This window comes from Actinomadura flavalba DSM 45200 (genome assembly GCF_000374305.1).
Lineage (GTDB): Bacteria > Actinomycetota > Actinomycetes > Streptosporangiales > Streptosporangiaceae > Spirillospora > Spirillospora flavalba.
The window spans coordinates 1,523,010-1,545,397 of sequence record NZ_KB894093.1 but is presented as its reverse complement, the minus strand read 5'-3'; the positions used below and the strand labels follow the sequence as shown (position 1 = coordinate 1,545,397).

The 22,388-nt window shown below is 70.7% G+C and carries 25 protein-coding genes and 1 tRNA gene; 13 read left to right on the top strand and 13 right to left on the bottom strand.

The features are described from left to right. The first annotated feature begins 46 nt into the window (after positions 1–46). Positions 47–802: a MerR family transcriptional regulator gene (locus C229_RS0107065; RefSeq protein ID WP_018654377.1), complete on the top strand. Its 756-nt coding sequence runs from the start codon at positions 47–49 to the stop codon at positions 800–802. Between the two features lie 4 nt (positions 803–806). Here the strand turns inward: C229_RS0107065 and C229_RS0107060 are convergent, their stop codons facing one another. From C229_RS0107060 to C229_RS0107050, 3 genes are all read right to left on the bottom strand, one after another. After that, a complete protein-coding gene (locus tag C229_RS0107060; protein WP_018654376.1) occupies positions 807–2,153 on the bottom strand; it encodes an RNA polymerase sigma factor in 1,347 nt (448 codons plus the stop codon). A 126-nt stretch (positions 2,154–2,279) separates the two neighbouring features. After that, positions 2,280–3,890, bottom strand: coding sequence for a long-chain fatty acid--CoA ligase (locus tag C229_RS0107055; RefSeq protein WP_240487108.1), 1,611 nt, complete (start codon positions 3,888–3,890; stop codon positions 2,280–2,282). Between the two features lie 75 nt (positions 3,891–3,965). After that, positions 3,966–4,499 carry a SigE family RNA polymerase sigma factor gene (locus tag C229_RS0107050; RefSeq protein ID WP_018654374.1) on the bottom strand — a complete coding sequence of 178 codons (534 nt, stop codon included), beginning with the start codon at positions 4,497–4,499 and terminating at the stop codon, positions 3,966–3,968. A 641-nt stretch (positions 4,500–5,140) separates the two neighbouring features. On the opposite strand from C229_RS0107050, the gene C229_RS0107045 reads away from it, so the two are divergent. Together C229_RS0107045 and C229_RS0107040 are read left to right on the top strand one after the other, a co-directional pair. Then, a complete protein-coding gene (locus C229_RS0107045; RefSeq protein ID WP_155884628.1) occupies positions 5,141–5,968 on the top strand; it encodes a hypothetical protein in 828 nt (275 codons plus the stop codon). Positions 5,969–5,976: 8 nt separating this feature from the next. Further along, positions 5,977–6,711, top strand: a complete 735-nt coding sequence (locus C229_RS0107040) for a MauE/DoxX family redox-associated membrane protein (protein WP_240487105.1) — start codon at positions 5,977–5,979, stop codon at positions 6,709–6,711. 183 nt (positions 6,712–6,894) lie between these two features. Here the strand turns inward: C229_RS0107040 and C229_RS0107035 are convergent, their stop codons facing one another. Both C229_RS0107035 and C229_RS0107030 read right to left on the bottom strand, forming a co-directional pair. After that, complete coding sequence (locus C229_RS0107035; protein ID WP_018654371.1) at positions 6,895–8,076, bottom strand: ATP-binding protein; 1,182 nt, start codon at positions 8,074–8,076, stop codon at positions 6,895–6,897. Between the two features lie 276 nt (positions 8,077–8,352). After that, positions 8,353–9,363 carry a pirin family protein gene (locus tag C229_RS0107030; protein WP_018654370.1) on the bottom strand — a complete coding sequence of 337 codons (1,011 nt, stop codon included), beginning with the start codon at positions 9,361–9,363 and terminating at the stop codon, positions 8,353–8,355. Between the two features lie 157 nt (positions 9,364–9,520). Here C229_RS0107030 and C229_RS0107025 point away from each other — a divergent pair, with 157 nt between their 5' ends. Then, complete coding sequence (locus C229_RS0107025) at positions 9,521–9,979, top strand: MarR family winged helix-turn-helix transcriptional regulator (protein WP_018654369.1); 459 nt, start codon at positions 9,521–9,523, stop codon at positions 9,977–9,979. Here the strand turns inward: C229_RS0107025 and C229_RS0107020 are convergent. Continuing rightward, complete coding sequence (locus tag C229_RS0107020) at positions 9,976–10,380, bottom strand: hypothetical protein (protein ID WP_018654368.1); 405 nt, start codon at positions 10,378–10,380, stop codon at positions 9,976–9,978. The genes C229_RS0107025 and C229_RS0107020 overlap by 4 nt on opposite strands. Before the next feature lie 138 nt (positions 10,381–10,518). Here C229_RS0107020 and C229_RS0107015 point away from each other — a divergent pair, with 138 nt between their 5' ends. Next, a complete protein-coding gene (locus C229_RS0107015; RefSeq protein WP_240487103.1) occupies positions 10,519–11,259 on the top strand; it encodes a M15 family metallopeptidase in 741 nt (246 codons plus the stop codon). 2 nt (positions 11,260–11,261) lie between these two features. Here the strand turns inward: C229_RS0107015 and C229_RS34650 are convergent, their stop codons facing one another. After that, a complete protein-coding gene (locus C229_RS34650) occupies positions 11,262–11,429 on the bottom strand; it encodes a hypothetical protein (protein ID WP_018654366.1) in 168 nt (55 codons plus the stop codon). Between the two features lie 160 nt (positions 11,430–11,589). Here C229_RS34650 and C229_RS0107005 point away from each other — a divergent pair, with 160 nt between their 5' ends. Both C229_RS0107005 and C229_RS0107000 read left to right on the top strand, forming a co-directional pair. Continuing rightward, the gene (locus C229_RS0107005) at positions 11,590–12,453 is read left to right on the top strand and encodes an SDR family oxidoreductase (protein WP_018654365.1); all 864 of its coding nucleotides are present in this window, start codon (positions 11,590–11,592) and stop codon (positions 12,451–12,453) included. A 26-nt stretch (positions 12,454–12,479) separates the two neighbouring features. Continuing rightward, positions 12,480–13,043, top strand: coding sequence for a DJ-1/PfpI/YhbO family deglycase/protease (locus C229_RS0107000; RefSeq protein ID WP_018654364.1), 564 nt, complete (start codon positions 12,480–12,482; stop codon positions 13,041–13,043). A 154-nt stretch (positions 13,044–13,197) separates the two neighbouring features. On the opposite strand, the gene C229_RS0106990 is transcribed toward C229_RS0107000, so the two are convergent. Further along, the gene (locus C229_RS0106990; protein WP_026313522.1) at positions 13,198–14,079 is read right to left on the bottom strand and encodes an alanyl-tRNA editing protein; all 882 of its coding nucleotides are present in this window, start codon (positions 14,077–14,079) and stop codon (positions 13,198–13,200) included. Between the two features lie 38 nt (positions 14,080–14,117). Beyond that, positions 14,118–15,140, bottom strand: coding sequence for an isopenicillin N synthase family dioxygenase (locus tag C229_RS0106985; RefSeq protein ID WP_018654361.1), 1,023 nt, complete (start codon positions 15,138–15,140; stop codon positions 14,118–14,120). An 89-nt stretch (positions 15,141–15,229) separates the two neighbouring features. Between C229_RS0106985 and C229_RS0106980 the strand changes: the two genes are divergently transcribed. Together C229_RS0106980 and C229_RS0106975 are read left to right on the top strand one after the other, a co-directional pair. Further along, on the top strand, positions 15,230–15,817 hold the full coding sequence (locus C229_RS0106980) for a helix-turn-helix domain-containing protein (protein WP_018654360.1): 588 nt from the start codon (positions 15,230–15,232) through the stop codon (positions 15,815–15,817). A 45-nt stretch (positions 15,818–15,862) separates the two neighbouring features. Next, a tRNA-Ser gene (locus C229_RS0106975) sits at positions 15,863–15,952 on the top strand. A gap of 1,398 nt (positions 15,953–17,350) precedes the next feature. On the opposite strand, the gene C229_RS34090 is transcribed toward C229_RS0106975, so the two are convergent. Next, positions 17,351–18,250: a hypothetical protein gene (locus C229_RS34090; protein ID WP_155884627.1), complete on the bottom strand. Its 900-nt coding sequence runs from the start codon at positions 18,248–18,250 to the stop codon at positions 17,351–17,353. Between the two features lie 493 nt (positions 18,251–18,743). Between C229_RS34090 and C229_RS0106970 the strand changes: the two genes are divergently transcribed. The 3 genes from C229_RS0106970 to C229_RS0106960 all read left to right on the top strand — a co-directional run bounded on the left by C229_RS0106970 (position 18,744) and on the right by C229_RS0106960 (position 20,311). Next, positions 18,744–19,340, top strand: coding sequence for a YdcF family protein (locus tag C229_RS0106970; RefSeq protein WP_081639805.1), 597 nt, complete (start codon positions 18,744–18,746; stop codon positions 19,338–19,340). A gap of 44 nt (positions 19,341–19,384) precedes the next feature. Continuing rightward, positions 19,385–19,741, top strand: a complete 357-nt coding sequence (locus C229_RS36030) for an SCO4225 family membrane protein (RefSeq protein ID WP_420804633.1) — start codon at positions 19,385–19,387, stop codon at positions 19,739–19,741. Between the two features lie 198 nt (positions 19,742–19,939). Then, entirely contained in the window at positions 19,940–20,311 is a 372-nt protein-coding gene (locus tag C229_RS0106960) for a hypothetical protein (protein ID WP_018654357.1), read from the top strand. Positions 20,312–20,413: 102 nt separating this feature from the next. Here C229_RS0106960 and C229_RS0106955 read toward each other — a convergent pair whose 3' ends face one another. Both C229_RS0106955 and C229_RS34860 read right to left on the bottom strand, forming a co-directional pair. Next, complete coding sequence (locus C229_RS0106955; protein WP_018654356.1) at positions 20,414–20,839, bottom strand: VOC family protein; 426 nt, start codon at positions 20,837–20,839, stop codon at positions 20,414–20,416. A gap of 57 nt (positions 20,840–20,896) precedes the next feature. Beyond that, entirely contained in the window at positions 20,897–21,502 is a 606-nt protein-coding gene (locus C229_RS34860; RefSeq protein WP_026313520.1) for a hypothetical protein, read from the bottom strand. A 217-nt stretch (positions 21,503–21,719) separates the two neighbouring features. On the opposite strand from C229_RS34860, the gene C229_RS0106945 reads away from it, so the two are divergent. Further along, complete coding sequence (locus tag C229_RS0106945) at positions 21,720–22,061, top strand: SCO4225 family membrane protein (protein ID WP_018654355.1); 342 nt, start codon at positions 21,720–21,722, stop codon at positions 22,059–22,061. Here C229_RS0106945 and C229_RS0106940 read toward each other — a convergent pair. Further along, positions 22,012–22,380 carry a cupin domain-containing protein gene (locus tag C229_RS0106940; protein WP_018654354.1) on the bottom strand — a complete coding sequence of 123 codons (369 nt, stop codon included), beginning with the start codon at positions 22,378–22,380 and terminating at the stop codon, positions 22,012–22,014. The two genes, C229_RS0106945 and C229_RS0106940, sit on opposite strands and share 50 nt — an antisense overlap. Between the last annotated feature and the right edge of the window lie 8 nt (positions 22,381–22,388).

Here is a 22,388-nt window from a genome sequence, read left to right as displayed (position 1 = left end):
GAAGTAGGATCAGCTAGGTCAAGGACACGAGCGCGGCGGGCGGGGCATGGCCGGGTACCGAATCGACGAGCTGGCGCACGTCGCCGGCAGCACCGTGCGCAACATCCGCGCCTACCAGGACCGCGGGCTCCTCCCACCGCCGCGGCTCGAAGGCCGCGTCGGCATCTACGACGACAACCACCTCGCGCGGCTGCGCCTCATCGGCAAGCTCCTCGGCCGCGGCTACACCGCCGCCGTCATCAAGGACCTCATCTCCGCCTGGGAGACCGGCAAGGACGTGAGCGAGGTCCTCGGGCTGGAGAAGGTCCTCACCGACCCCTGGTCCGACGAACTGCCCGGCCGGGCCACCACCGAGGAACTGATCGCCACGTTCGGCGCGGACGTCCCCGAAGAGGACGTCGAACGCCTCCTCCAGCGCACCATCGCCCTCGGCTTCATCGAACCCGACGGCGACGGCTACCGCGTCCCCAGCCCGCGCCTGCTGCACGTCGGCGCCGAGCTCGTCGCCGTCGGCATCCCGCTGGAGGCCGTCCTCGACATCGCCACCGAGATCCGCGACGACTGCGAGGTCATCGCCGGGCGGTTCGTCCGGCTCGTCGACGAGCACGTCTTCACCCGCTTCGACGAGCCGCCCGGCGGCGACGAGCTGACCGAGATCTCCTCGATCGTCCGGCAGATGCGGCCGCTGGTGAAGATGGTCGTCGACCCGTTCATCGCCCGCGCGATGGAGACGCACGTGCAGGCCGCGCTCGGCACCCGGCTGGAACTCATCCGCGACGTGCTCCGCCAGCCGTCCGCCTGACCGGTCACAGCAGCGAGATCCCCCAGACGATCTGCACCTGGCGGGCGAAGCCGCGCTCGTCCCGCAGCGTCACCGTCGCCTTGCCGGGCAGGTTCAGCAGGCCCGTCGCGAGGTTGACGGTGAGGTCGCCGACGTCCCCGGCGCCGAGCGTGCCGGACGCGGGCGACAGCGTCACCTGGTCCGAGGACGCCGACCCCTGCCAGCGCACCGGGCCGCCGTCCGCGCTGATCCGGATCTGGGCCGTCTTCTTGCCGAACAGCTCGACCTTCGCGGGCTGGACGACGAGCGTCCCGGGCGGCGGCGGAGACGTCCACGGCCGCTCGCTCGGCTGCGGCGACCCGGTCTCGCCGGGCCGCCCCGGGGACGGGACGGACGGCGCCGTCGGCGCGACGCCCGGCGGCTTGGTCGCGTCGATCTGCGGGCTCATCGGGGGATGCCCGCCCGGCTGCTGCGACCCGCCGCCCGGCGCGCGGGGCGTGCCGCCCGCCAGGCCGCCCGGCGAGTCGCCGGTGCTCGGACGCGGCTTGGGCTGGCCGGGCGGCCAGTACGTCGTGGGGTCGCCGAGGCCCGGTCCCATGATCAGCGCCGCGACGACGGCGGACACCAGCGCGCCCGCCATGCCGCCGCCCGCGAACAGCCAGCGGCGCGTGTACGGGGACGGGACGTCGGGCTGGTTCGGCATGCCGTCCGGCGACAGCGCGCCGCCGCGCGCGGCGATGTCGGCGCGGTGCCCGGCGAGTTCGGGGTCGGTGGCGGTGTGCATGAAGCGGTGCCGCAGCGCGGCCGGGACCACCGGCGCCGGGATCGCCGCCAGCGGCGCCAGGCCCTTCCCGTCCTCGCCGGACGGCTCTCCGGACCGTTCCGCCGCGACGGCGTCGGCGAACCGGCGCGCGGCCCGCTCGCCGCGCACCTTCACCCGGCGGACGCCGAGGCCGGTGACGGTCGCGACGTCGGCGGGGCGCAGGCCGTGCCGTCCGGTCAGCAGGACGATCTCGCGGTCGTACGGGTCGACGGCGGCCAGCGCCGCGCAGAGCGGTGCGGCGTCGTCGCCGCCGAACGCGGGGTCGCGCGTCCGGTCGCGTTGCAGGCAGCGGCGGCGCGCGGCGCCGTAGAGCCAGGCGCCGAGGCGGCCGGCGCCGCGCATGCGGGGGGCGCGGCGGCAGGCGTCGATGAACGTGTCGTGGGTGATGTCGGCGGCGACGCGCCCCTCTCCGACCAGTGACGTCACGTAGTCGAACAGTCGCTCCGCGTAGGCGTCCCACAGGTCGCTCAGGGCGTGTTCGTCGCCTTCGTGCAGTCCGTGGACCAACCGGCGGTCGGCCACGACGTCGAAGGGGGACCACCTCGCCATACACGCTCCCCGGCACCCGCGCCGCGTCAGGAAAATCCGTTCACCCTGAATACACCCGACCCGCACACAACACCACAGGGAAGCCCCGATTTCAGCCGATCCGAGACCTGCACCGGGTCTGCGGCGTCAGTCCAGGTGTTCGACGGGGAGGTTTCCGGCACGGTGCCGGTCGCGGAGGGTCGTCTTGGAGAACTTGCCGACGCTGGTCTTCGGGATCTCCGGGATGAAGGCCCAGCGTTCGGGGAGCTGCCACTTCGGGACGCGGGTGGAGAGGTGGGTGCGGAGGGTCTCGGCCGTGGCGGTGGCGCCCTCGCGGAGGACGACGGTGGCGAGCGGGCGCTCCTGCCAGCGGTCGTCGGGGACGCCGACGACGGCGGCCTCCAGGACGTCCGGGTGAGCCATCAGATGGTTCTCCAGCTCGACCGAGGAGATCCACTCGCCGCCCGACTTGATGACGTCCTTCGCCCGGTCGGTGAGAGTCAGGTAGCCGTCGGGTGACAGGGTTCCGACGTCGCCGGTGCGCAGCCAGCCGTGGTGGAACTTCGCGCGGTCGGCGTCGCGGTGGTAGGCGCCGGTGATCCACGGGCCGCGGATCTGCACCTCGCCGACCGCCTCGCCGTCGTTGGGCAGCACGACGTCGCCGTCCCCGACGATCCGCGCCTCCAGGCCCGCCAGCACGCGGCCCTGCGACACGCGGGCCGCGAACGCCTCCTCGCCGGACGCGCCGACCGGCGGATGCGCGATCGTGGCCAGCGGCGACGTCTCCGTCATCCCCCACGCCTGGACGATCCGGACGCCCAGCTCGTCGAAGCCGCGCATCAGCGCCGCCGGGACCGCCGAACCCCCGCACGGCACCAGCCGCAGCGACGACAGATCGGCGCCGTGCTCGTTGACGTACCGGAGCAGATCGGCCCAGATCGTCGGGACGGCGCCCGCGACCGTCGGCCGCTCGGCCTCGATCAGCCGCGCCAGTGCCTCCGCCTGCAGGTGCCGGTCGGGCAGGACCAGCGACGCCCCCGCCAGCATCGCCTGGTACGGCAGGCCCCAGGCGTTGGCGTGGAACATCGGGACCACCGGCAGCACCCGGTCGGCCGCCGAGACGCCCAGCGCGTTCGCCGTGCAGCCCGACATCGCGTGCAGGAACGCCGACCGGTGCGAGTACACGACGCCCTTCGGGTCGCCCGTCGTGCCGGACGTGTAACACATCGCGGCGGCGGCGCGCTCGTCCAGCCGGGGCCACGCGAACGTCGGCGCGGCGGCGGCCAGCAGCTCCTCGTAGTCGTGGATCGTCTTGCCGGCCCCGGCCAGCGGCGCCCGGTCGCCCTCGCCCGAGACGATGACGTGCTCCACGGTCGTCAGCCGCTTCAGGATCGGCGCCAGCAGCGGGATCAGCGACCCGTCCACGATGACGATCCGGTCGTCGGCGTGGTTGGCGATGTAGACGATCTGGTCGGGGAACAGCCGGATGTTGAGCGTGTGCAGCACGGCGCCCATCGACGGCACCGCCAGGTACGCCTCCAGGTGCTCGGTGTTGTTCCACAGGAACGTCGCGACGCGCTGGTCGTCGTCGACGCCGAGGCCGCGCAGCGCCCCGGCGAGCCGCGCGGCGCGCTCGCCCACCTCCGCGTAACTGCGGCGGCGGGCGCCGTCGCCGGTCCAGGTGACGGCCTCGGACGTGCCGTACACGCCGGTGCCGTACCGCATGATCGACGTGATCGTCAGGGGGTGGTCCTGCATCGTGCTCCACACAGCGCGCCTCCAGCGTTCGCGGCGGGTCCTGGAACGGGATTCTGCTGCGTGCGGCGCCGGATGTCAGTACTCGCCGGTCACCGGCGGGGCGGATCGCGGAAAATCGTCGCTGAGGACGGCGTCGTCGCGGAGCCGGGCGACCGCGCGGCTGACGGTGCTCTTCACCGTCCCGACGCTCACGCCGAGCACTTCGGCGACCTCCGCCTCCGGCATGTCCTCGTAGTAGCGGAGCATCACGGCCTGCCGCTGGCGCTCGGGCAGGCGGCGCAGCGCGCGCCCCAGGGCGTCGTGCAGTTCGCTGCGGCGGACGTGGTCGTCGGCGGCGGGACGGTCGGGGAGGCGGTCGGTGGGGTAGACCTCCAGCTTGCGGCGGCGCCACCAGGAGATCTGCGTGTTGGCCATGGCGCGGCGGACGTAGCCGTCGATCGTGGCGCGGTCCTCGATGCGGTCCCAGGCGAGGTAGGTCTTGGTGAGCGCGGCCTGGAGCAGGTCCTCGGCCTCGGCGCGGTCGCCGGTGAGCTGGCGGGCGGCGCGCAGGAGCGCGGGGCCGCGTTCCGCGACGTACGCGTCGAACTCCTCGTGCCGCGAGTCCTGCACTTCACCACCGTGCCTGGGGTCTCGGACGTGAACGCGGAGCCGTGGTCCGGCCCTTCTCTGAGCCTGGCACGCGCTGTGTAATTCCGGTTCAACCGGAACGGCATATTCATGCCAACCGGGTTGAGGAAGTTGCACCGAGGTTGAGGATTCTCTACCGCTCTCGACTTATGGCGACAAATCCGTCGACACGGAGTACGTGGACCGTGACTCTTGACTCACTGCCTAACAGCAGTCGCCGCCGGGCCGAACACCCGCGCGGCCCATGCCGGGACACCCACCCCACCCCGCCGAGACCGGAGCCCGCCATGCCTCCGAACCGCCGCCGCCGACGCCGGGACGCCGTACTGCACCTCTCCTCCGACCCGTCCCCCGCCCCCGCACCGCCCGGCACGTCCCCGGACGTCGCGGCCTCCGACGACCCGCCGCCCGCGTCACCCGACCCGACCGGCGTGCCCGATGAGACGCCGTCCGGCACGTTGCCTCTGTCGTCTCTCGGTGGGACGCCGTCGGGAGCGTCCGGCGAGATCACGCGTGGCGGCTCCGTTGATTCGCCTCGCGATGCGACGCTCAGCACGTCTGCCGGGGCCGGACGGTCTGCGGCCAAAGGGGATTCGGACGGTCGCGGTGTGGTGGCCGGGGTCGTGGTGGACGCGAGTCCGCATCTGCTCGTCGTCGCGACCGAGGGGGGCGGGGAGGCGCGGGTCGCGATGTCCGAGGGGACGCGGGTCTGGGACGGCGGGCGCGGGAGCTTCGCGGCGCTCGCGCCGGGGCGCGCTGTCGTGGTGCGGCATGGGATGGAGCGGCCCGGCGCGGACCGGGTCTGGGTGGACATCACCCGGGTGATCGGGACGATCACGGCGGTCGGACGGGCGTCCGTGGACGTCGACCAGGGCCCGCACCGGGAGGCCGTCACGGTCGAGATCCCGCCGAAGGCGATGACGGCGGTGCTCGTCCGGCATCCCCGGTTGGAGCCGGGCCACCTGGTCGACGTCATCTGCGCCGTCACGCCGGACGGGCCGCGCGCCGTCGCGCCCGGCACGTCCCAGCCGGGGCACCGCGCGGACGCGTCCCCGCAGGCCCCGGTGGACGCGCGGGTGGCCGACGTCTCCCACGGGTCCGCGACGTGGTTCGACGGGCCGGGGTTCGGCGCCGCCTACCCCGCGCTGGACGGCGAGGGCGACGCGGGCGGGTGCGCCGACGCGCCGCCGGGCTGCGTGCCGCTGCCGCTGCTGTCGCTCGGCAGCGTGGTCACGGTCGGGAACGAGTGCGCGAAGCGGACGGCCGAGGTCACCGTCGTCGCGTGCGGGTGCGTCGCGGCGCGGTACTGCGACCGGTGCGTGCAGTGCGGGACGTCGCCGCGCGGGCGGCTCGTCGAGCTGACGCCGGTCGCGTTCGCCGCGCTCGGCGGCGAGCTGGAACGCGGCTGCTTCAACGCCGCGCTGCGGCACGACCCGGGCGTGCGCGCATGATCGCGGCGGTGCAGAACACGCAGGTGCTGCTGCTCGCCGGGGTGCTGCTGGCGGCGTGCCTGGCCAAGCTCGTGCTGCCCGCTCCGGCCGGGCCGGGGCTGCGCGGCCGTCGCGCGGGGGTCGCGGTCGCGGTGGGCGAGGGGACGCTGGGGGTGGCGCTGCTGGTGACGTCGCACCTGTCGGTGCGGCTGGCGACGTCGGTGGCGTTCGCGGCCGCGACGTGGATCGTCGGCGAGCTGCGGACGCGGCGTCCGGACGACGGGTGCGGCTGCTTCGGCGCGCTGAGCACGCACCGCGTCGACCGTCGCAGCGTGCTGCGGGGCGCGCTGTTCACGGCGGCGGCGCTGGCCGCGCTGACGGCGCCGCACGCGGGCGTCGCGGCGCTGCGGAACGGGACGCTGCTGATGGGGTGCGTGCTGGCGCTGGAGCTGGCCGTGTTCGGGATGCTGTCGCCGGAGCTGTCGTCGTTCCTGGACCGGCGGCGGCTCCGGCGCCGGCCGGACCCGCCGTGTGAGCGCCGCCACAGCCCGCTGGACGAGACGTACCGGCGGCTGCGCTCCAGCGCCGCGTGGACGACGCACGAGGCCGCGCTGGCGGGCGCCGAGCCGCTCGACGTGTGGCGCGAGGGGTGCTGGCGGTTCGTCGTCTACGCCCTGGACGACGAGCGCGAGGTCGTCTTCGCCGTCTCCACGGCGGCGCGGGACGCGACCGTCCGGGCGGCCGTGATCGCTACGGACGACTAGCCGTCTCTAGTGTTTCACCTAGAGTCGCCTAGACAGACCGATGAACACGCCACGCCGGGAAAGCGAGCCGAATATTCGACTCTCTAGGCTTAACGCTAGAGAGTCATAGACACCGCGATGCGTCACGTCGATCGGACCGTCTACGCGTCTCTAGCGGAGAACCTAGGCATCCGGATACTCCGCTCACGCCGGCTGCGCCCGCAGGAACTTGCCGAAGTGCGGCACGGTGAACGCCACGAGCCCGCGTTCGGCGCTGAACACCAGCCCCTTCTTGATGAGGCCGTCCCGCGCGGGCGACAGGCTGGACGGCTTGCGCCCCAGCTCCTGCGCGACCGACGACGTCGCCACCGGCTCGTCGCCGAGCTGCGCCATCGCGCGCATGTAGTCGCGCTCGGCGGGGGTGGCGCGCTCGTACCGGCTGCCGAAGAAGCCGACCGCCAGCTCGCTCTCGGCCTCGGGCGCGGCGACGCGGATGTCCTCGGCGGTGATCGGGGTGCCGGGGGCGACGTCCCAGACGACCTTCGCGTACGCCTGGACGAAGTACGGGTATCCGTCGGCCGCCGAGTACAGCGCGTCGAGCGCGTCCGGCGTGAACGTGACCTCCTCGCGCTCGGCCGGGGCGAGCAGCGCGAGATCGGCGGATTCGCGGTCGAGACGGTCGATGCGGGCGTACCGGAAGAGGCGCTCGGAGTACGACTTGCTCGCCGACAGCACCGCCGGGAGGTGCGGCAGCCCCGCGCCGACGACGATGAGCGGGCCGCCGCTCTGCGACAGCTCGTGGCAGGCGGCGCACAGGGCCGAGACGTCGTCGGCGGGGATGTCCTGCATCTCGTCGACGAACAGGGCGATGCCCGAGCCGACGTCGGTGGCGACGGACGCCGCGTCGACGAACAGCTCGGTGAGGTCGATCTCCAGGTCGCCGGAGTCGGCGCGGCCCCGCGCGGCGGGGACGTCGATGCCGGGCGACCAGCGGTGCACCCGCGCCTTGCCGGACTTGTCCTCCGGGCCGGCCTGCGCGAACGCCTTCAGGACGCCGAGGAACTCCTCGATGCGGTCGGGCGCGCGGTGCCGGGGCGCCAGCTCGCGCACGGCCATGTGCAGCGCGGACGCCACCGGACGGCGGATCGACTGGTCGGGCCGGGCCTCGATCTTCCCGGTGCCCCACAGCCGCTGCATCGCCATCGAGCGGAACGTGTTGAGCAGGACGGTCTTGCCGACGCCGCGCAGCCCGGTGACGATCATGCTGCGTTCGGGCCGCCCGCGGGCGACGCGTTCGAGCACGACCTCGAACTGCTGGAGTTCGCGGTCGCGGCCGGCGAGTTCGGGCGGGCGCTGCCCGGCACCGGGGGCATAGGGATTGCGCACGGGGTCCACGGTCTCGGACTCTATGAGGCGATATAGCTGTGGGCGTAGACCTCCGTAGAAAACGCTACGGCGTGTCGCGCGCGGACTCCGCCGCCCGCATCCGCTCCCCACCTCGCCGACGACCGTCACACCCGCACCCCCTCGGCCTCACTCGAACCTTTGTTCGATGACGTCCATCACGCTAGCGCACTCCACCCCCGTCCGCCACCCAACCCCCGTCGAACGTGACGGAGGCCGGACCGCGCTGAGCGGTCCGGCCTCCGACGGGGGCAGTCATCAGTCCAGCGGCGCGTCCGCGCTGGAGCGGTGCGGGACCTCGACGGCCGGGACGGTGCCCATGCGGCCGGCCTGGAAGTCCTCGAACGCCTGGACGATCTCCTCGCGGGTGTTCATGACGAACGGGCCGTACCGCGCGACCGGCTCACGGATCGGGAGCCCGCCGAGGACGAGGATCTCCCACCCGTTCCGGCTCGCGACCGGCTGGCTCTCGGCGGCGCGGACGACGATGCCGTCCTGCTCGCCGGTGTGGTGCGAACCGGCGAGGGCCGCGAGCTGCCCCTCGCCCAGCCCGACCTCCTCGCGGCCGACCGTCCCGCGCCCGGACAGGACGTACACGAGCGCGTTGAACTCACGCGGCCACGGCAGCGTGAGCCGCGCGCCGGGCGCGACGGTCGCGTGCAGGTAGTTGATCGGCGTGTAGGTGACGCCCGGCCCGTCGAACCCGCCGACCGAACCCGCGATGACGCGGACGAGCGAGGACCCGTCGTCGGACGCGAGCAGCTTGACGTCCGCCGCGCGGATGTCCTGGTAGCGCGGTTCGACCCACTTCTGCGCGCGCGGCAGGTTCACCCAGAGCTGGACACCGTGGAACAGACCTCCCTTCGCGACGAGTTCGGGCGGCGGCTGCTCGATGTGCTGGATGCCGGACGCGGCCGTCATCCACTGCGTGCCGCCGTCGGCGATGAGCCCGCCGCCGCCGGTGGTGTCGCGGTGCTGGAAGGCGCCGTCGATGATGTAGGTGACGGTCTCGAAGCCGCGGTGCGGGTGCCACGGCGTGCCCTTGGCCTCGCCCGGCGCGTACTCGACGGCGCCCATGTGGTCGAGGAGGAGGAAGGGGTCGGCCATGGGGAGGTCGACGCCGGGGAAGGGGCGGCGGACGGCGAAGCCCTCGCCCTCCAGGTGCCGCTGGGCGGTGACGACCTTGGCGACGCGGCGCCAGTCGGTGGCGGCGTCCGCGAGGCGCGGCAGCCGGGGCAGGGTGAGCGGGTCGGCCAGTACGGCGGGCATGGCATCTCCTCGCGGTCCGGGTGTGCTGGACGTGCACCCGCTCGAACATGGTTGAAAGTTAAACTATTCCCTCGCACCGGTTCCCCGGCGTACGGTGGTCAGCCAGAGACTAACCCGACTTAGTTGAATCTTCAATCTGTCGCGTATACTGAGGTCCATGAGCGAACCGCGCTGGCTCGACGCCACCCAGCAGCGTGACTGGCGCGCCTACATCGACGGCAGCGTCCGGCTCACCGAGATCATCGACCGCGACCTCAAGACCCGGCACGGCCTGTCGGTGTCGGAGTACGAGATCCTGGTCCGGCTGTCCGAGGCCCCCGGCCGCCGCCTGCGGATGGCCGAACTCGCCGCCAACGCCAGCCAGTCCCGCAGCCGGCTCTCCCACACGTGCGCGCGACTGGAATCCAAGGGGCTCGTCCAGCGCGACAACTGCCCGAGCGACAAGCGCGGCGTCTTCTGCACCCTCACCCCCGAGGGCTTCGCGACGCTGGAACGCGCCGCCCGCGACCACGTCGAGACCGTCCGCGAGTTCTTCGTCGACGTCATCGACCCCGGCGACCTCGCCGCCGTCGGGCGGGCGTTCGCGGCCGTCCTCAAGCGCGCCGAGGACTCCTAGGGGACGAGCGGTCCGAAACCGGTCAGGAAGCCGACCGAGATCAGGCTGAGGAACACCCACGACGCCATCATCCCGACACCGAACGGACGCCACGCCCCGCCCACGCGGAACACCAGCAGGCTCCCCAGGCCGAACGCCAGCACCAGCAACGTGATCATCTGCGGGAGCAGACTCGGCCGGGACGCGTTCATCAGCGGCGCCCACATCATCACCACGTCCACGAAGAAGAACGTGGCGAACCCGGCGCCGAACGGCCACATCAGCCGGGACGACGGCAGTTTGGGCGGATGGTCCAGGCGCAGCGGCAGGCGCGGCCCGGCGCCCGGCGCCTCGGTCTCCACGGTGGCCGCCACCGCGAAGATGTCGTCCTGAAGTGTGGGGTCGCTCCGCTGCTCCGCCATGCCGGCTCCTCTGGATCTCCGATTCGCCGTTTATCCCACCCCTCGCCGCGATAAACCGCGCGGCAAGCCCTTCCCTAGAACCCACAGTAGACCCCGGTCGCGCCCGGCGGCGTGGCCTCTCCGTGCCATCCTGCTGCCATGCCAGCCCGCATGCCAGCCCGCACCCCGCTGCGCGCCGCAGCGTTCACGCTCGTGCTCGCCGCCACGACCGCCTGCGGCCAGGGCGACGGCGATCCCGAGTCGACCGGCACCGCGACGCCGCCCACGTCCTCGCCGACGGACGCGTCCCCGACCGCGAGCGCGTCCCCGCCCGCGTTCGCCTCGCGCGTCCGGCGGGTCGAGCGGGACGAGCTGCCGCACTCGTGGCGGCCGGGGTGCCCGGTGCCGGTGTCGGGGCTGCGGATGATCGAGATGACGTACTGGGGCATGGACGACAAGGCCCACCCGAACGGGAAGCTGGTCGTGAACGCGTCGGCCGCCGACGACCTCGTCGGCGTGTTCCGCAAGCTGTACGACGACCGGTACCCGATCAAGCGGATGGAGCCCGTCGACGTCTACCGGGGGGACGACTTCGACTCGATCGAGGCGAACAACACCTCGGCGTTCAACTGCCGCAACGCGACGGGCTCGGGCAACTGGTCACAGCACGCCTACGGCCTCGCCGTCGACATCAACCCGTGCGAGAACCCGTACGTGACGGCCGCGGGCCGCGTCGCCCACGACGACTGCGTCAAGTTCCGCGACCGCGACCGCGACGACCCGGGCGTCATCCACGCGGGCGACAACGTCGTCCGCGCCTTCCGCTCGATCGGCTGGGGCTGGGGCGGCACCTGGTCCGGCACCAAGGACTACCAGCACTTCTCCAGCTCGGGCCGCTGACGTCAGACGGCCATCACGATCGCGACGGCCGCGACGGCGACGATCGCCAGGACGACGAGGGCGCCGACGATGAGGGCGACGTTCGGGCCCGACTTGTCGGGCGTGGCCTGCGCGGCGAAGTTCTGGAACTGGTGCGTGGTCCCTGACGGGTCCTGCGGTGTTTCGGACATGGCGATGACTGTAACGGACAAGCCGCCCATGTCGCGGCGCGTCCCACCTTCCCCATGCGGACGTAAAAACCCCCGGTGACCCCGCTTGCGGCGGCGCTCCCGGGTAGGCGGCGGGAGGGCCGGAACGGCGGCCCCTCGCACGCGGACGGGGAGGACGCGCATGACGTCGGGCACCGTGCTCATCACCGGCGCCGGGACCGGCTTCGGCAAGGAGATCGCACTCCGGCTCGCGGACCGGAAGATCCCGGTCATCGCGGGCGTCGAGATCGTCGCCCAGATCGCCGCGCTCAAGGCCGACGCCGACCGGCGCGGCGTCGCGCTCCGCGTCGAGAAGCTCGACGTCACCGACGCCGCCGACCGGCGCCGCGCCTGGGAGTGGGACGTCGACGTCCTGCTCAACAACGCGGGCGTCTCCGAGGGCGGGTCCGCCGCCGACCTGCCCGAGGACCGGCTGCGCCGCCAGTTCGAGGTCAACGTCTTCGGACCGCTCCTCCTCACGCAGGGGTTCGCGCGGCGGATGGCGCGGCGCGGATCGGGACGGATCGTCTTCATGTCGTCGGTCGCGGGGCTGACGACCGACCCGTTCACCGGCGCGTACTCGGCGTCCAAGCACGCCGTCGAGGCGTTCGCCGAGGCGCTCTACGCCGAGTTGAAGGAGTTCGGCGTCCAGGTCGCGACGATCAACCCCGGGCCGTTCCTGACCGGGTTCAACGACCGCATGTTCGAGACGTGGCGGGCCTGGACCGACGACCCCGGCGACCGGCTGTTCGACTACGCCGAACTGGCCTTCCCGCACGAGCAGTTCGACCCCGAGCCGGTGTTCGAGCGGACCGTCGCCGTCCTGACCGGCGAGGCCGACGGCTACCGCAACCTGCTGCCCGCCGCGATGGAACAGGCGACGCGCGAGCAGCTCGACGAGCCGTGGACCCGCGTCCTCGACGACGACCGCACCCGCCCGCCGCTCGTCCAGAAGGCGTACGACCTCAAGCCCGGCACCGCCGCGCGGGGCGCGGCGGGCCACTGAACCACCGAACTCAAGGAGGAGTTCCCATGGCCGACAACGACCTCAGCGGACGCCGCGTCCTGGCGATCGTGACGAACTACGGCGTCGAGCAGGACGAACTGGTGGTGCCGCTCGAACATCTCCGCGACGACGGCGCCACCGTGGACGTCGCGGCGGTGTCGTCCGACCCGATCGAGACGCTCGTCGGCGACAAGGACCCGGGCCGCAAGGTCGCGCCCGACCTCACCCTCGACGACGTCGACCCGTCCGGCTACGACCTGCTGCTCGTGCCCGGCGGCACGCTGAACGCCGACACGCTGCGCACGGAGGACAAGGCCGTGGAGATCGTGCGGTCGTTCGCCTCGTCCGGGCGGCCGGTCGCGGCGATCTGCCACGGGCCGTGGGCGCTGGTAGAGGCCGGGACGCTGCCGGGCAAGACGCTCACGTCGTACCCGTCGCTGGAGACCGACATCCGCAACTCGGGCGCGACCTGGGTGGACAAGCCCGTCGTCAGCGACGACACGTCCGGCTGGACGCTCATCAGCTCCCGCAACCCGGGCGATCTGGACGACTTCCTCCGGGAGATCGACCGGGCGCTCGTCTCGTCCTGACCGGCGAAAATGTCGGACCCCTCGGGCACGCTGTGGCCCGAGGGGAAGGAGGCGCCCATGGAGGGGCTCGCCGAACGGTACCGGCGGCGCGCCGACGCGTCCCCGCAGGACCGGCTGCTCGGCCTCCTCGGCCGCGACCCCGCCTGGCGGGCGCCTATGGCGTGAGGCGAGCCGTCCCGGACGCGCGGGTCTCCACGACGAGTTCGTCGCCCGCCTCGGACAGTTCCAGTGCGACCGTCAGCGTGCCCAGATCGCCCAGGTGGGTGAGGTGCGTGCCGCCGCACGGGATCTCGGCGGTGCCCTCGGGCAGGGCGCAGCGCCAGCGCCGGAGCGCGGCCAGGCCCGGGTCGGGCGCGGCGATCGAGATGGGGGCGTCCGTCGCGATCCACGCGGCGAGCCGGTCTTCCATGTGCCCGGCGACGGCCGGCAGCGCGGCGGCGAGACCGTCGGCGTCGAAGCCCTTCTTCCGCAGCGACTTCCCGATGCGGTACGTGTCCACGCTGCCGTCGCGGACGATGCGGGAGCGGGTCACCGCCGCGCGGTCGAAGTCGGGGTGGCCGAGGCCGTCGGCCGGGACGTCCTTGCGCCACCGCCCGGCGAGCGCCGCGTTCAACGCCAGCGCCATCAGGTGGCAGCCGGTGTGCCCGGCCGACAGCGCGTTCCGCCGGTCGGCGTCCACCATGAGGCGGACGTCCGCGCCCACCGGCACCGACCGCTCCACCACGTGCACGACGACCCAGTCCCACGCGGGATCGCCGCGCCGCGCCGGAATGTCCGACCCGATCAGCAGCGGGCCGCCGGACGCCTCCGCCGCGCCCGTCACGCAGTCCACGATCTTCATCTCCAGGCCGTCGCTCTGGAGCAGCCCCGTATCGCCCGGTTGGTCCGGCCAGGACGGGTCGAGCGGATGGAACGGCGACGCGGCCGTGACGACCCCCTGCCCGCCGTCGACACGGACCGTCTCCACCACGCGCGACCAGGCGGTGACGTCGCCCTGCGGGAACGTCACCTGCGTCGATCCCCCGAAATCCCCCATCTCCTCGACGCTAGCAAAGCCCCCGCCTGCGGTTTCGGTCACGTCCCGCCCAGCCGCGCCGCCTCCCGCGCGGCGCCCGCGTTGAGGCGTCCGCCGCGCGACCCGGCGAGCTTGGCGCGCAGGTGCTCACCGACCGTGATCGGCGCGTAGGCGGCGGGGCGATCCGCGGTCACGCAGCCGGGCAGCGTCGCGATGACGGCGTCGACGTCGCCGTCGTGGAAGAACGCCGCCGAGCGGCGCGGGACCAGCTCGCCGTCCACGCGCGGCGGGGCGACGCGGTGCATCGTGGACACCCACTGGTCGTTCGTCCAGCGGGCCAGGGCGTCGCCGAGGTTGACGAGCAGACCGTCCGTGCGCGGCAGCACCGGGTGCCACGCACCGTCCAGGTGGATCTCCAGGCCGGGCACCGGGTCGGCCCACAGGACGGTGACGATGCCGTAGTCGGTGTGGGCGCCCATGCCCTCCTGGTCCGGCTCCAGGACCACGTCGGCCGACGGCAGCCGGTAGTTGTTCATCCGCAGGACGTCGACCGAATGGCCGGTGAACGCCGCGAAGTAGTCCTCCCCGAGGCCCAGGGCCCGCCCGAACACCCGCGTCATGACGCGCGCGACCCGCGCCGCCTCGGCGAAGTAGGCCATGACGGCGGGCTCGAACTCCGGCACCTCGGCGGGGAACTCATTCACCGCGTAGTCGTCCTCGGGGAGGCCGAGGCCCGGGAAGTCGGTGTGCTGCGTGCCGACGTTGACGGCCTCGAACAGGTCGGCGGCGGCCGTCAGGCCGAGGCTGTTGCGGAGCGTCTCCGACTTCGGCGGGCTGTAGCCCCGGTTGACGCCCGGCGGGCGGCGGTAGCGGTGCTTCGTCTCCGGCGGGAGGGCGAAGAACGCGCCGGTCGCCCGGGTGAACGCGTTGATGACGTCCGGGGCGATGCCGTGCCCGACGACCTGCATGAACCCGACCGTCCTTGCGGCGTGGTCGACGTCGGCGGCGACGGCCTCGCGGTCGGCGCCGGACGCGCGCGGGTCGCGGAAGGCGGTGATGTCGATGGTGGGGACGGTGAGCACGGCGGTCTCCTTGGTCGATAGCTGCCAGCGATCAATCTGCCCGATACGATCGCTGGTGACAATCGTCCGCTGTAAAGGTTGCGTGAACTGTGGAGCCGACGCCCGCCGAGGCCGCCCTGAACGCCCGTATCGGCGCCGCCATCCGCCGTCTGCGCGAGCGCTCCGGCCTGTCCATGCGCGAACTCGCCCGCCGCGCGTCCATCAGCCAGCCGTTCCTCAGCCAGCTCGAACACGGCACCAGCGCCCCGTCGATGATCACGACGTACCGGCTGGCCGAGGCCCTGGGCGTCCAGCCCGGCGCCCTCCTCCCGGCCCCCGGCACGTCGCCCGTCCACATCACCCGGGCGGCGGAGGGCCGCCTCATCCCGGTCGCCCCCCGCCCGGACGCCGCCCTGGGCCGCGCCCTCCTGATGCGGGGCGACACACCCCTGGAGATCATCGAGTACCAGGTCAAGCCGGGCGAATACCTACGGGAGTGGTTCACGTCCCCGGGCGACCTGGCCCTCTACGTCATCACCGGCACCGTGGACGTCGAGGTAGAAGGCACCGGAACCCACCGCCTCCACCCCCGCGACCTCCTGACCCACGACGCCTCGATCCGCCACCGCTGGACCCTCGCGTCCGACGCCCCCGCCCACCTCCTCCTGACGATCGCCCACCCGAGACCCACCCCGTAAAGAAACCCCAGGCCCACACCCACCTTGCTATCGTGTCCCTGCCCAGGAGGCTTCGCATAGTGGACGAGTGCGACGGTCTTGAAAACCGTTGGGCCGGTAACCCCGGTCCCGTGGGTTCGAATCCCACAGCCTCCGCACACCCGCACCTCCCCAGCTCAAGCCGCACGCACGGCGAAGGGCCACGACGCTGCGCCGTTCTCGCGCGCCGACGTTCAGCCGCCGTAGCGCATCCGCCTGGAGCCGGGGCACAACGCATCCTAAAGTGATCCGCACCGACCGGCGGCCCGCTCACGGCAGTGCGGAACGACAACGGCAGCAACCGAGCCCTCGGCCCCGCTCACCAAACTTTCCCGCGCGGTGACGGCGGGGCACGATCGCCCTCACCGCACGCCGGGGGTGGTTCCCGGGCACTGCCGCCCGTGCCGCACCGTCGAACCCGCAGCTCACTCCAAAGTGGCCGACCGCGCCGGGGCCTCATAGGACTCATGAGGCCGCTAGGAGGCTGTACATGCACCGCAGTGATTTTCGGCTCTGGCTTGAAGATCTCCGACCATCGGACGCCGCGATGATTTCATACGGTGACTCCGATGACCGCGTGATGCCACTTACTCGCAAAGCTGGTTGCCGACGGCTTACTCACGATCCGACATTAGATGCTTTCACTAGCGCCACCCGAGCACACGAATGCGGATTCTTTTACTCGCTTGCCACGCTGACCAGGCAGGCTTGACCCAGGCACAAACGGCTGGGATTTTCCTGACAATCCGCTCCGCAGGCGATCACCCGCCGAGAACTGCAGCGATCGTTCAGCCCAGTGATTCAGGCGATAAACCCATTTATACACTTGAGTGCCCTAGCTACGAAAAACTCCTCTGAGATCGTAGAAGCTTCACGCCTTCCCGGGACCGATATAGGCACTTACTATGAAGGAGGTCGCCTCTGCGGCAACGGACGTGAAGAATTCGATGCCTGATTATCCGTAGCCTCTAAGATCAGCCGAAACAAGAAGATAAGCCGAAGGAACTTACTCAGGCCAATCATTATTGCGAACTCAAAGACCCACTGGGATCCGAAAGTTCCCGACTTTCGATCCATCGACATCGCGACGATGCACAAGATTGCTGCACCGAGAAGCCACGTGCATATACTGGTCCATGCTCGCCGAATTCGTGGCCCAAAAGACAAACGCAAAGCATTAACGACCGGACCAGAAGAACTACCATACTGTGCAATTGCTGCTGCAGTGAAGCCTCCGATGAGTGACATTACACCCGCACCAGCTGCGTACGTTGCCACCCTTCCCTCACTTGAAGGCCATGTAAGAAAATTCCATCTGCCCGTAATCTGCACTGCGGCAAAATGTATCGAGATCACTATGATAGATAGCCCAAAATCAACGGAAGGGTGATCCGACCAAAGGTTCCCCACCCTCGTTCTCGGATACTGTAGAACGCTTCGTATCCCGCTGCGACGCCTGGACAACTGCCCACCTCCCCGCCTAGGTGCCACCAGTCTAGAGGCTGGGTACGACAGTCATAGCTCCAGGAGCTCTTGACGCAAATCAGATGAAGCCTGCATGATCGCATTCACCGCCGACTGCAAACGAATTGGATTGCCTTCATCATCCGTAACTGAGACATCCATTTTTTTGGCTAGACGATCTTCAAGCAGGTTGATCTTGTTGCGCTCCGGCCTTCCCGAAGGATCATAATTAATCAATTCTACTAGAGCATTCTTAACATCTGAATTGGAAAACCTGCGAGCGCTGTCGAGGATGCTTCGTCGCTCCTCACTTTGTGAACGCTTGAGCTTCCCAGCTACTCTCACGACCAGCTCTAGTTCTACGTCCCCAAAAGATTCCGATAGTGATTGGGCTGCACTGTACAAACCGTCACTATTTCGAGTTGCCCAAGCTTGATCACGAGTCAGATGCACGCGCAAAAGCGCCGCCTCGTCCGCGCCATTCAAACGCGCCATAACGTTCTGGCTGACGACCGGGCGGACATTCAATTCTGCATCGAAGATAGCGTGCTCATTGATCCATGCCACCATAGACGAGGGTCGCGGCGCAGCCTGAGAACCAAGAACGTAGCCGAAAATATTCGTGCCACGAATAAAAGAAGATATGGAAACTTCTACCCATGGCCGCTTGACGTCATTTTCGCCATCAATCACTTCATCAGTAGTAACGTCGAGAGACGACACGCCTTCTTCGCGATATTTGGCAAGAATGAAATGGTTCTGCTGTGCATATGTGTAGGACTTCCCCCAATGTGGTATCGAAAAAATATTGTGCCTGCGCCGCCCCACGGATTGTGTCGTTAGGTCGCCGATTACTTCATCCCACGGCAATGCGCCGGGGAGGCGGTGACCGTCCACATCGACGATCTCATAGAATGCAACGGTCTTCTTCTTTGTCTTCCGCACGGTCATGAGACCACCTCCTGAATTGTAGGATACAACAGCACATCCCCGTCCGGCTGCCCAAACGAAATTTTCCACATCGCCCATATCGGGCACAGAGTGCGGGGCGTGCTTTCGTTCAGTAAGTCGCGTCGTCTCAGGTGGGACGCCGCCGAGTATGGCTTCTAGTATCGAGGGCGGCGGCAGGTGAGTAAGCCGGTTCTACGAGATCGAACCAGGCGTAGGCCAGCCCTTGAACCCTTGGCTAGGCGAGGTGTGCAGGATCTGCGTGTGATGGAGCGTGGTGCGACGGAGCCGGACGAACGATGCCGCGCAGGTCAGGGGGTTCGAGTGTGTGGAGGGCAGCGGTCTTGAAACCGTTGGGGGTGACCCCGGTCCCGTTGGATCGAATCCCACAGCTTACCCGCGCTGTGCCGCGAGTGGTGGAGAAGCCGTGAGCGGACGTTCTGGTGTCACTGAGGAGCACCGGTCCGATGCCGTGGTCATCTGGGAGTACCACCTGATGGGGCATGTCGTGCGGCCCGCTTCGGTGGGGATCGGGCTGGGTAGCCACGATCTGGGGGTTGCGGCTGCTGCCGCTCGGCTTTATCACGCGGGGATGTTTCCGGTCCTCGTGTTCACCGGGGCCAACAGCCGGACGACCGTCGAGCGGTTTCCGCGCGGGGAGGCTGTGCACTTCGCCGAGCACGCGGTTGAGCTCGGGGTTCCCGAGTCGGCGATCCTCGTCGAGCCCACGGCTGCCAACACCGGGCAGAACATCGAGCGTTCCCGGACCATGCTCGCCCACGCCGGTGTTGCCGTCGACTCGGTTCTGCTGGTCTCCAAGCCGTACATGGAGCGACGTTCGTACGCCACGGCGCGCAAGCTCTGGCCCGAGGTCGAGGTGCTCTGTGCGAGTGAGCCGCTGACGTTCGACGACTATCTCAAGTCCATCGGTGACGACCGGCTCGTCATCGACATGGTCGTCGGTGACCTCCAACGCGTCATCGAGTACCCCGCCCGCGGCTACGCCGTCGCCCAACACGTTCCTGCCGACGTCGAAGCCGCCTACCACCGCCTGCTCGCCGCGGGCTACGACTCCCGCCTGCTGCCCACGTGATCTGAAGCGGCCGTCCCACGGGATGGCGGCGCTCCAGGTTGAGTATGCGTACTCAGGACGGCGGTGGTGGTGGGCGCGACGATCGGCGCATGTGGAAACCACGAGTGGCGACGCGTTATCGGTTCGGGAGTCTCGCCTTGGGGGTCGCGGGGGTTTATGCCCTTGTGGTCGTTGGGGTCTGGGCTTGGACCGAGTGGGTGTATCGGAGTGATGAGACTGGGTTGTCGGCGTTCGGGCTTGTTGTGGTGACGGCGCCGTTGTCGTTCGTGCCGTTGGTGACGTTGTGGCCGAAGTTCCTGTCGCTGACGCCTCTTGCTGGGGCCGGGCTGATTCAGGCGTGGTTGTTGTGGCGCGTGTTGCGGGGGCGTGAGGTGTGGTCTGGCGCGCGGCGGCCGGGGTGATTCCGGCTTGGTGTCCTGGGGCGGGGGGACGTGGGTGACCTGCGGTTCTTCGCAAGGCGGGCGCGCGGGCGTCGTTTTGTGGGAGGGGACGGTGGTCACCTGTGGCTGGGACCGGTGGGTGGGGAGGGTGGGTGCGTCGGTGCCGGGCGGGTCGTCGCCATCGGGGCGGTGGGTTCGGTGCCGGAGAAGGGGAGTCCCATGAGCGTGTACGGGGAGCGGGTGCGGCGGTCGGTGCGGAAGGGGGCCGTGCTCGCGGTCGTGGCCGGGGGTGTCGTGGCCGGGGCGGTGGCCGTGGCGGGGCCGGCGGTGGCGGCGCCGGACGGGTGTACGTCCGAGGTGACGAGTGTGCCGGACGGGAGCACGAAGCGGTTCACGTTCACCGTGCGGTGCACGGGCGGGGACGGGGCCTACCGGCCGCAGATGACCTGCTACCGGTACCGGACGGACATCCCGTGGCCGGGAACGGTCCCGCAGTACGTGCTCGGGGCGTGGACGGTGCCGGGGCCGGGGTCGTCCGCGTCGGTCACGTGCCGGGGCGAGACGCGGACCACCTCCGTTCAGTACCGGTGAGGTTGGACGCCCGGTGCGCTGCGACGGTCGCCCTGGCGGGGGCGATGGCGCGCGCCGGGCGTTCGGGTCAGGCTGGGGCGGGTGCGCGGATTGCGGACGGGGTCAGGCGTCCGGGGCTACGAAGATGCAGAAGGGGTGGCCGGACGGGTCGGCGTAGATGCGGAGGGATTCCACCGGGTCGTCGGCTTCGTCGCGTATGAGGTGGGCGCCCAGGGTCAGGGCTCGGGTGTGCTGGGTGTCCAGGGACTCGCGGGTCGGGACCTGGAGGTCCAGGTGGAGTTGTTGCGGGTGGGGGCCTTCCGGCCAGGTGGCCTTCGGGAGGGCCGGGACCTGTTGGAAGGCCAGGGCTCGGTTGCCTGATCGGTCCTGGAGGACCAGCCAGTCGGCGCCCTTGGGGTCTGGTTCGTCGGGTGCGGGTGGTTCGTCGCCCGGCACGTAGGTGTAGCCGAGCAGGGCGCGGTAGAACTCCGCCAGGGCGCGGGCGTCGGTGGTGTCGAGGACGACCTGGCGCAGGGTCGGTAGGTCCATGCGGCGTGGCCTGCCCGTTCCGGACGCGTCCATGCGGGACGCGCCCGGGACGGACGGTCAGCGGCGCCAGCGGGGCTGGCCTGGTCCTTTGCAGGTGTAGGGGCGGCCCACCTTCGAGACGCCCGTCGCGCCGGGAGGCGAGCAGAAGGCACCCGGCGTCACCGTGCGCGTCGCGGGCGGGTTCGGGCGGGACGGGGTGCGCGGCGCGGGCGCGGGCTTGTGCGTCTTGGGCGCTTTGCGGACCTTCGGGAGGGCCACCTTCGCGTGCGTCCCGCACCAGCGCCAGGCCGCGCCCGCCGACGAGCCCGCGCCCAGGCGGCGGACGGCCGGGACGGACGACAGCGTCGCCGCGTCCTTCGCCTTGCCCCACGCCGCGCGGGACTGCGCGCGGTTGCCCGCGCGGTGGTGGGCGAGGGCGAGGGCCGTGCGGGTGCACATGGCGCGGGCCGCCGCGTCGGGGCGGGCGACCGTCGGCGTCGGCGTCGGCGTCGGCGCCGGGGAAGGGCTCGTCGGCGCGGGGGCGGGCGACGTGGGCGTGGGCGTGTCCGTGGGCGCCCCGGCGGGCACGGCGGCGGGGGTGATGTCGCCGCACGCTGCGGCGAGTCCGGCGCACGCCGCCAGCACGAGCGCGGCGGCGCGTCCCCGCATCGTCGTCTTCGTCATGGTTCCTCCGTCACTCGGGGCGGTGCCTGTGTGACGTCTGGAACGGGCCACCAGAGGACAGCGCGTGCGTGACCGGATGCGGCATCAGTACCAATCCGCCACTCACGCGACAGAAGAGGCGATCTTCCAGTACAGCGGTTGACCGGGCACAATGCCGGAACACACCTGAGTACCTGTACTCAGGCGCCGACCCCTCGGCTCCAACCAAGATCGAGACATGCGCAAACTACGTGAAATCGCCCGGCGGTACCGGTTCGGCGCCCCGGCGATGATCATCGCGGGCGGCTACGCGGTGCTCGTCGCCCTGGTCGCCCTCGGCACCATCGCGGTGCTGCTCTTCGCCGAAGACACGGACTTCGCCGGGATCTACCTGATTCTCGTCACGCTGCCCATCGCGTTCCCGGTCTCGCTGCTGCCGCTCGACGGCAACGCGATGTTCGTGGCGTTCACCGCGGGCGGGTTCGTGCAGGCGTGGCTGCTCTGGCTCGTCCTGCGCGGCCGCCGGGCCGTCACTCCTGGGGCACCGCGTACCCCGGAACCGACGGCCAGCGGACGGTGATCACGACCGTCCCCTCCTCCTCGGCCTCCCACGAGTGGTCGACGCCCCGCTGCCAGACGACGTAGTCGCCGCGTTCGGCGAGCACGACGTCGCCGTCCGGGAACTCCATCCGGAACCGCCCGCTGATCAGGACCAGCAGCGCCGTCCGCGTCTCGCCGCGCGCCCACCGCGCGCGGCGCTCCCCCTTCGGGTGGACGCCCCACTTGATCTCGACGTCGGCGCTGTGCCGCGGGTCGCCCTCCGGCTTGAAGTGCCCGAGCAGCCAGCCCCGGTCGGCGGCGGCGTCCGGGCCCGCCTTCCCCACGTACACGTTCTCCACGGAAGGCG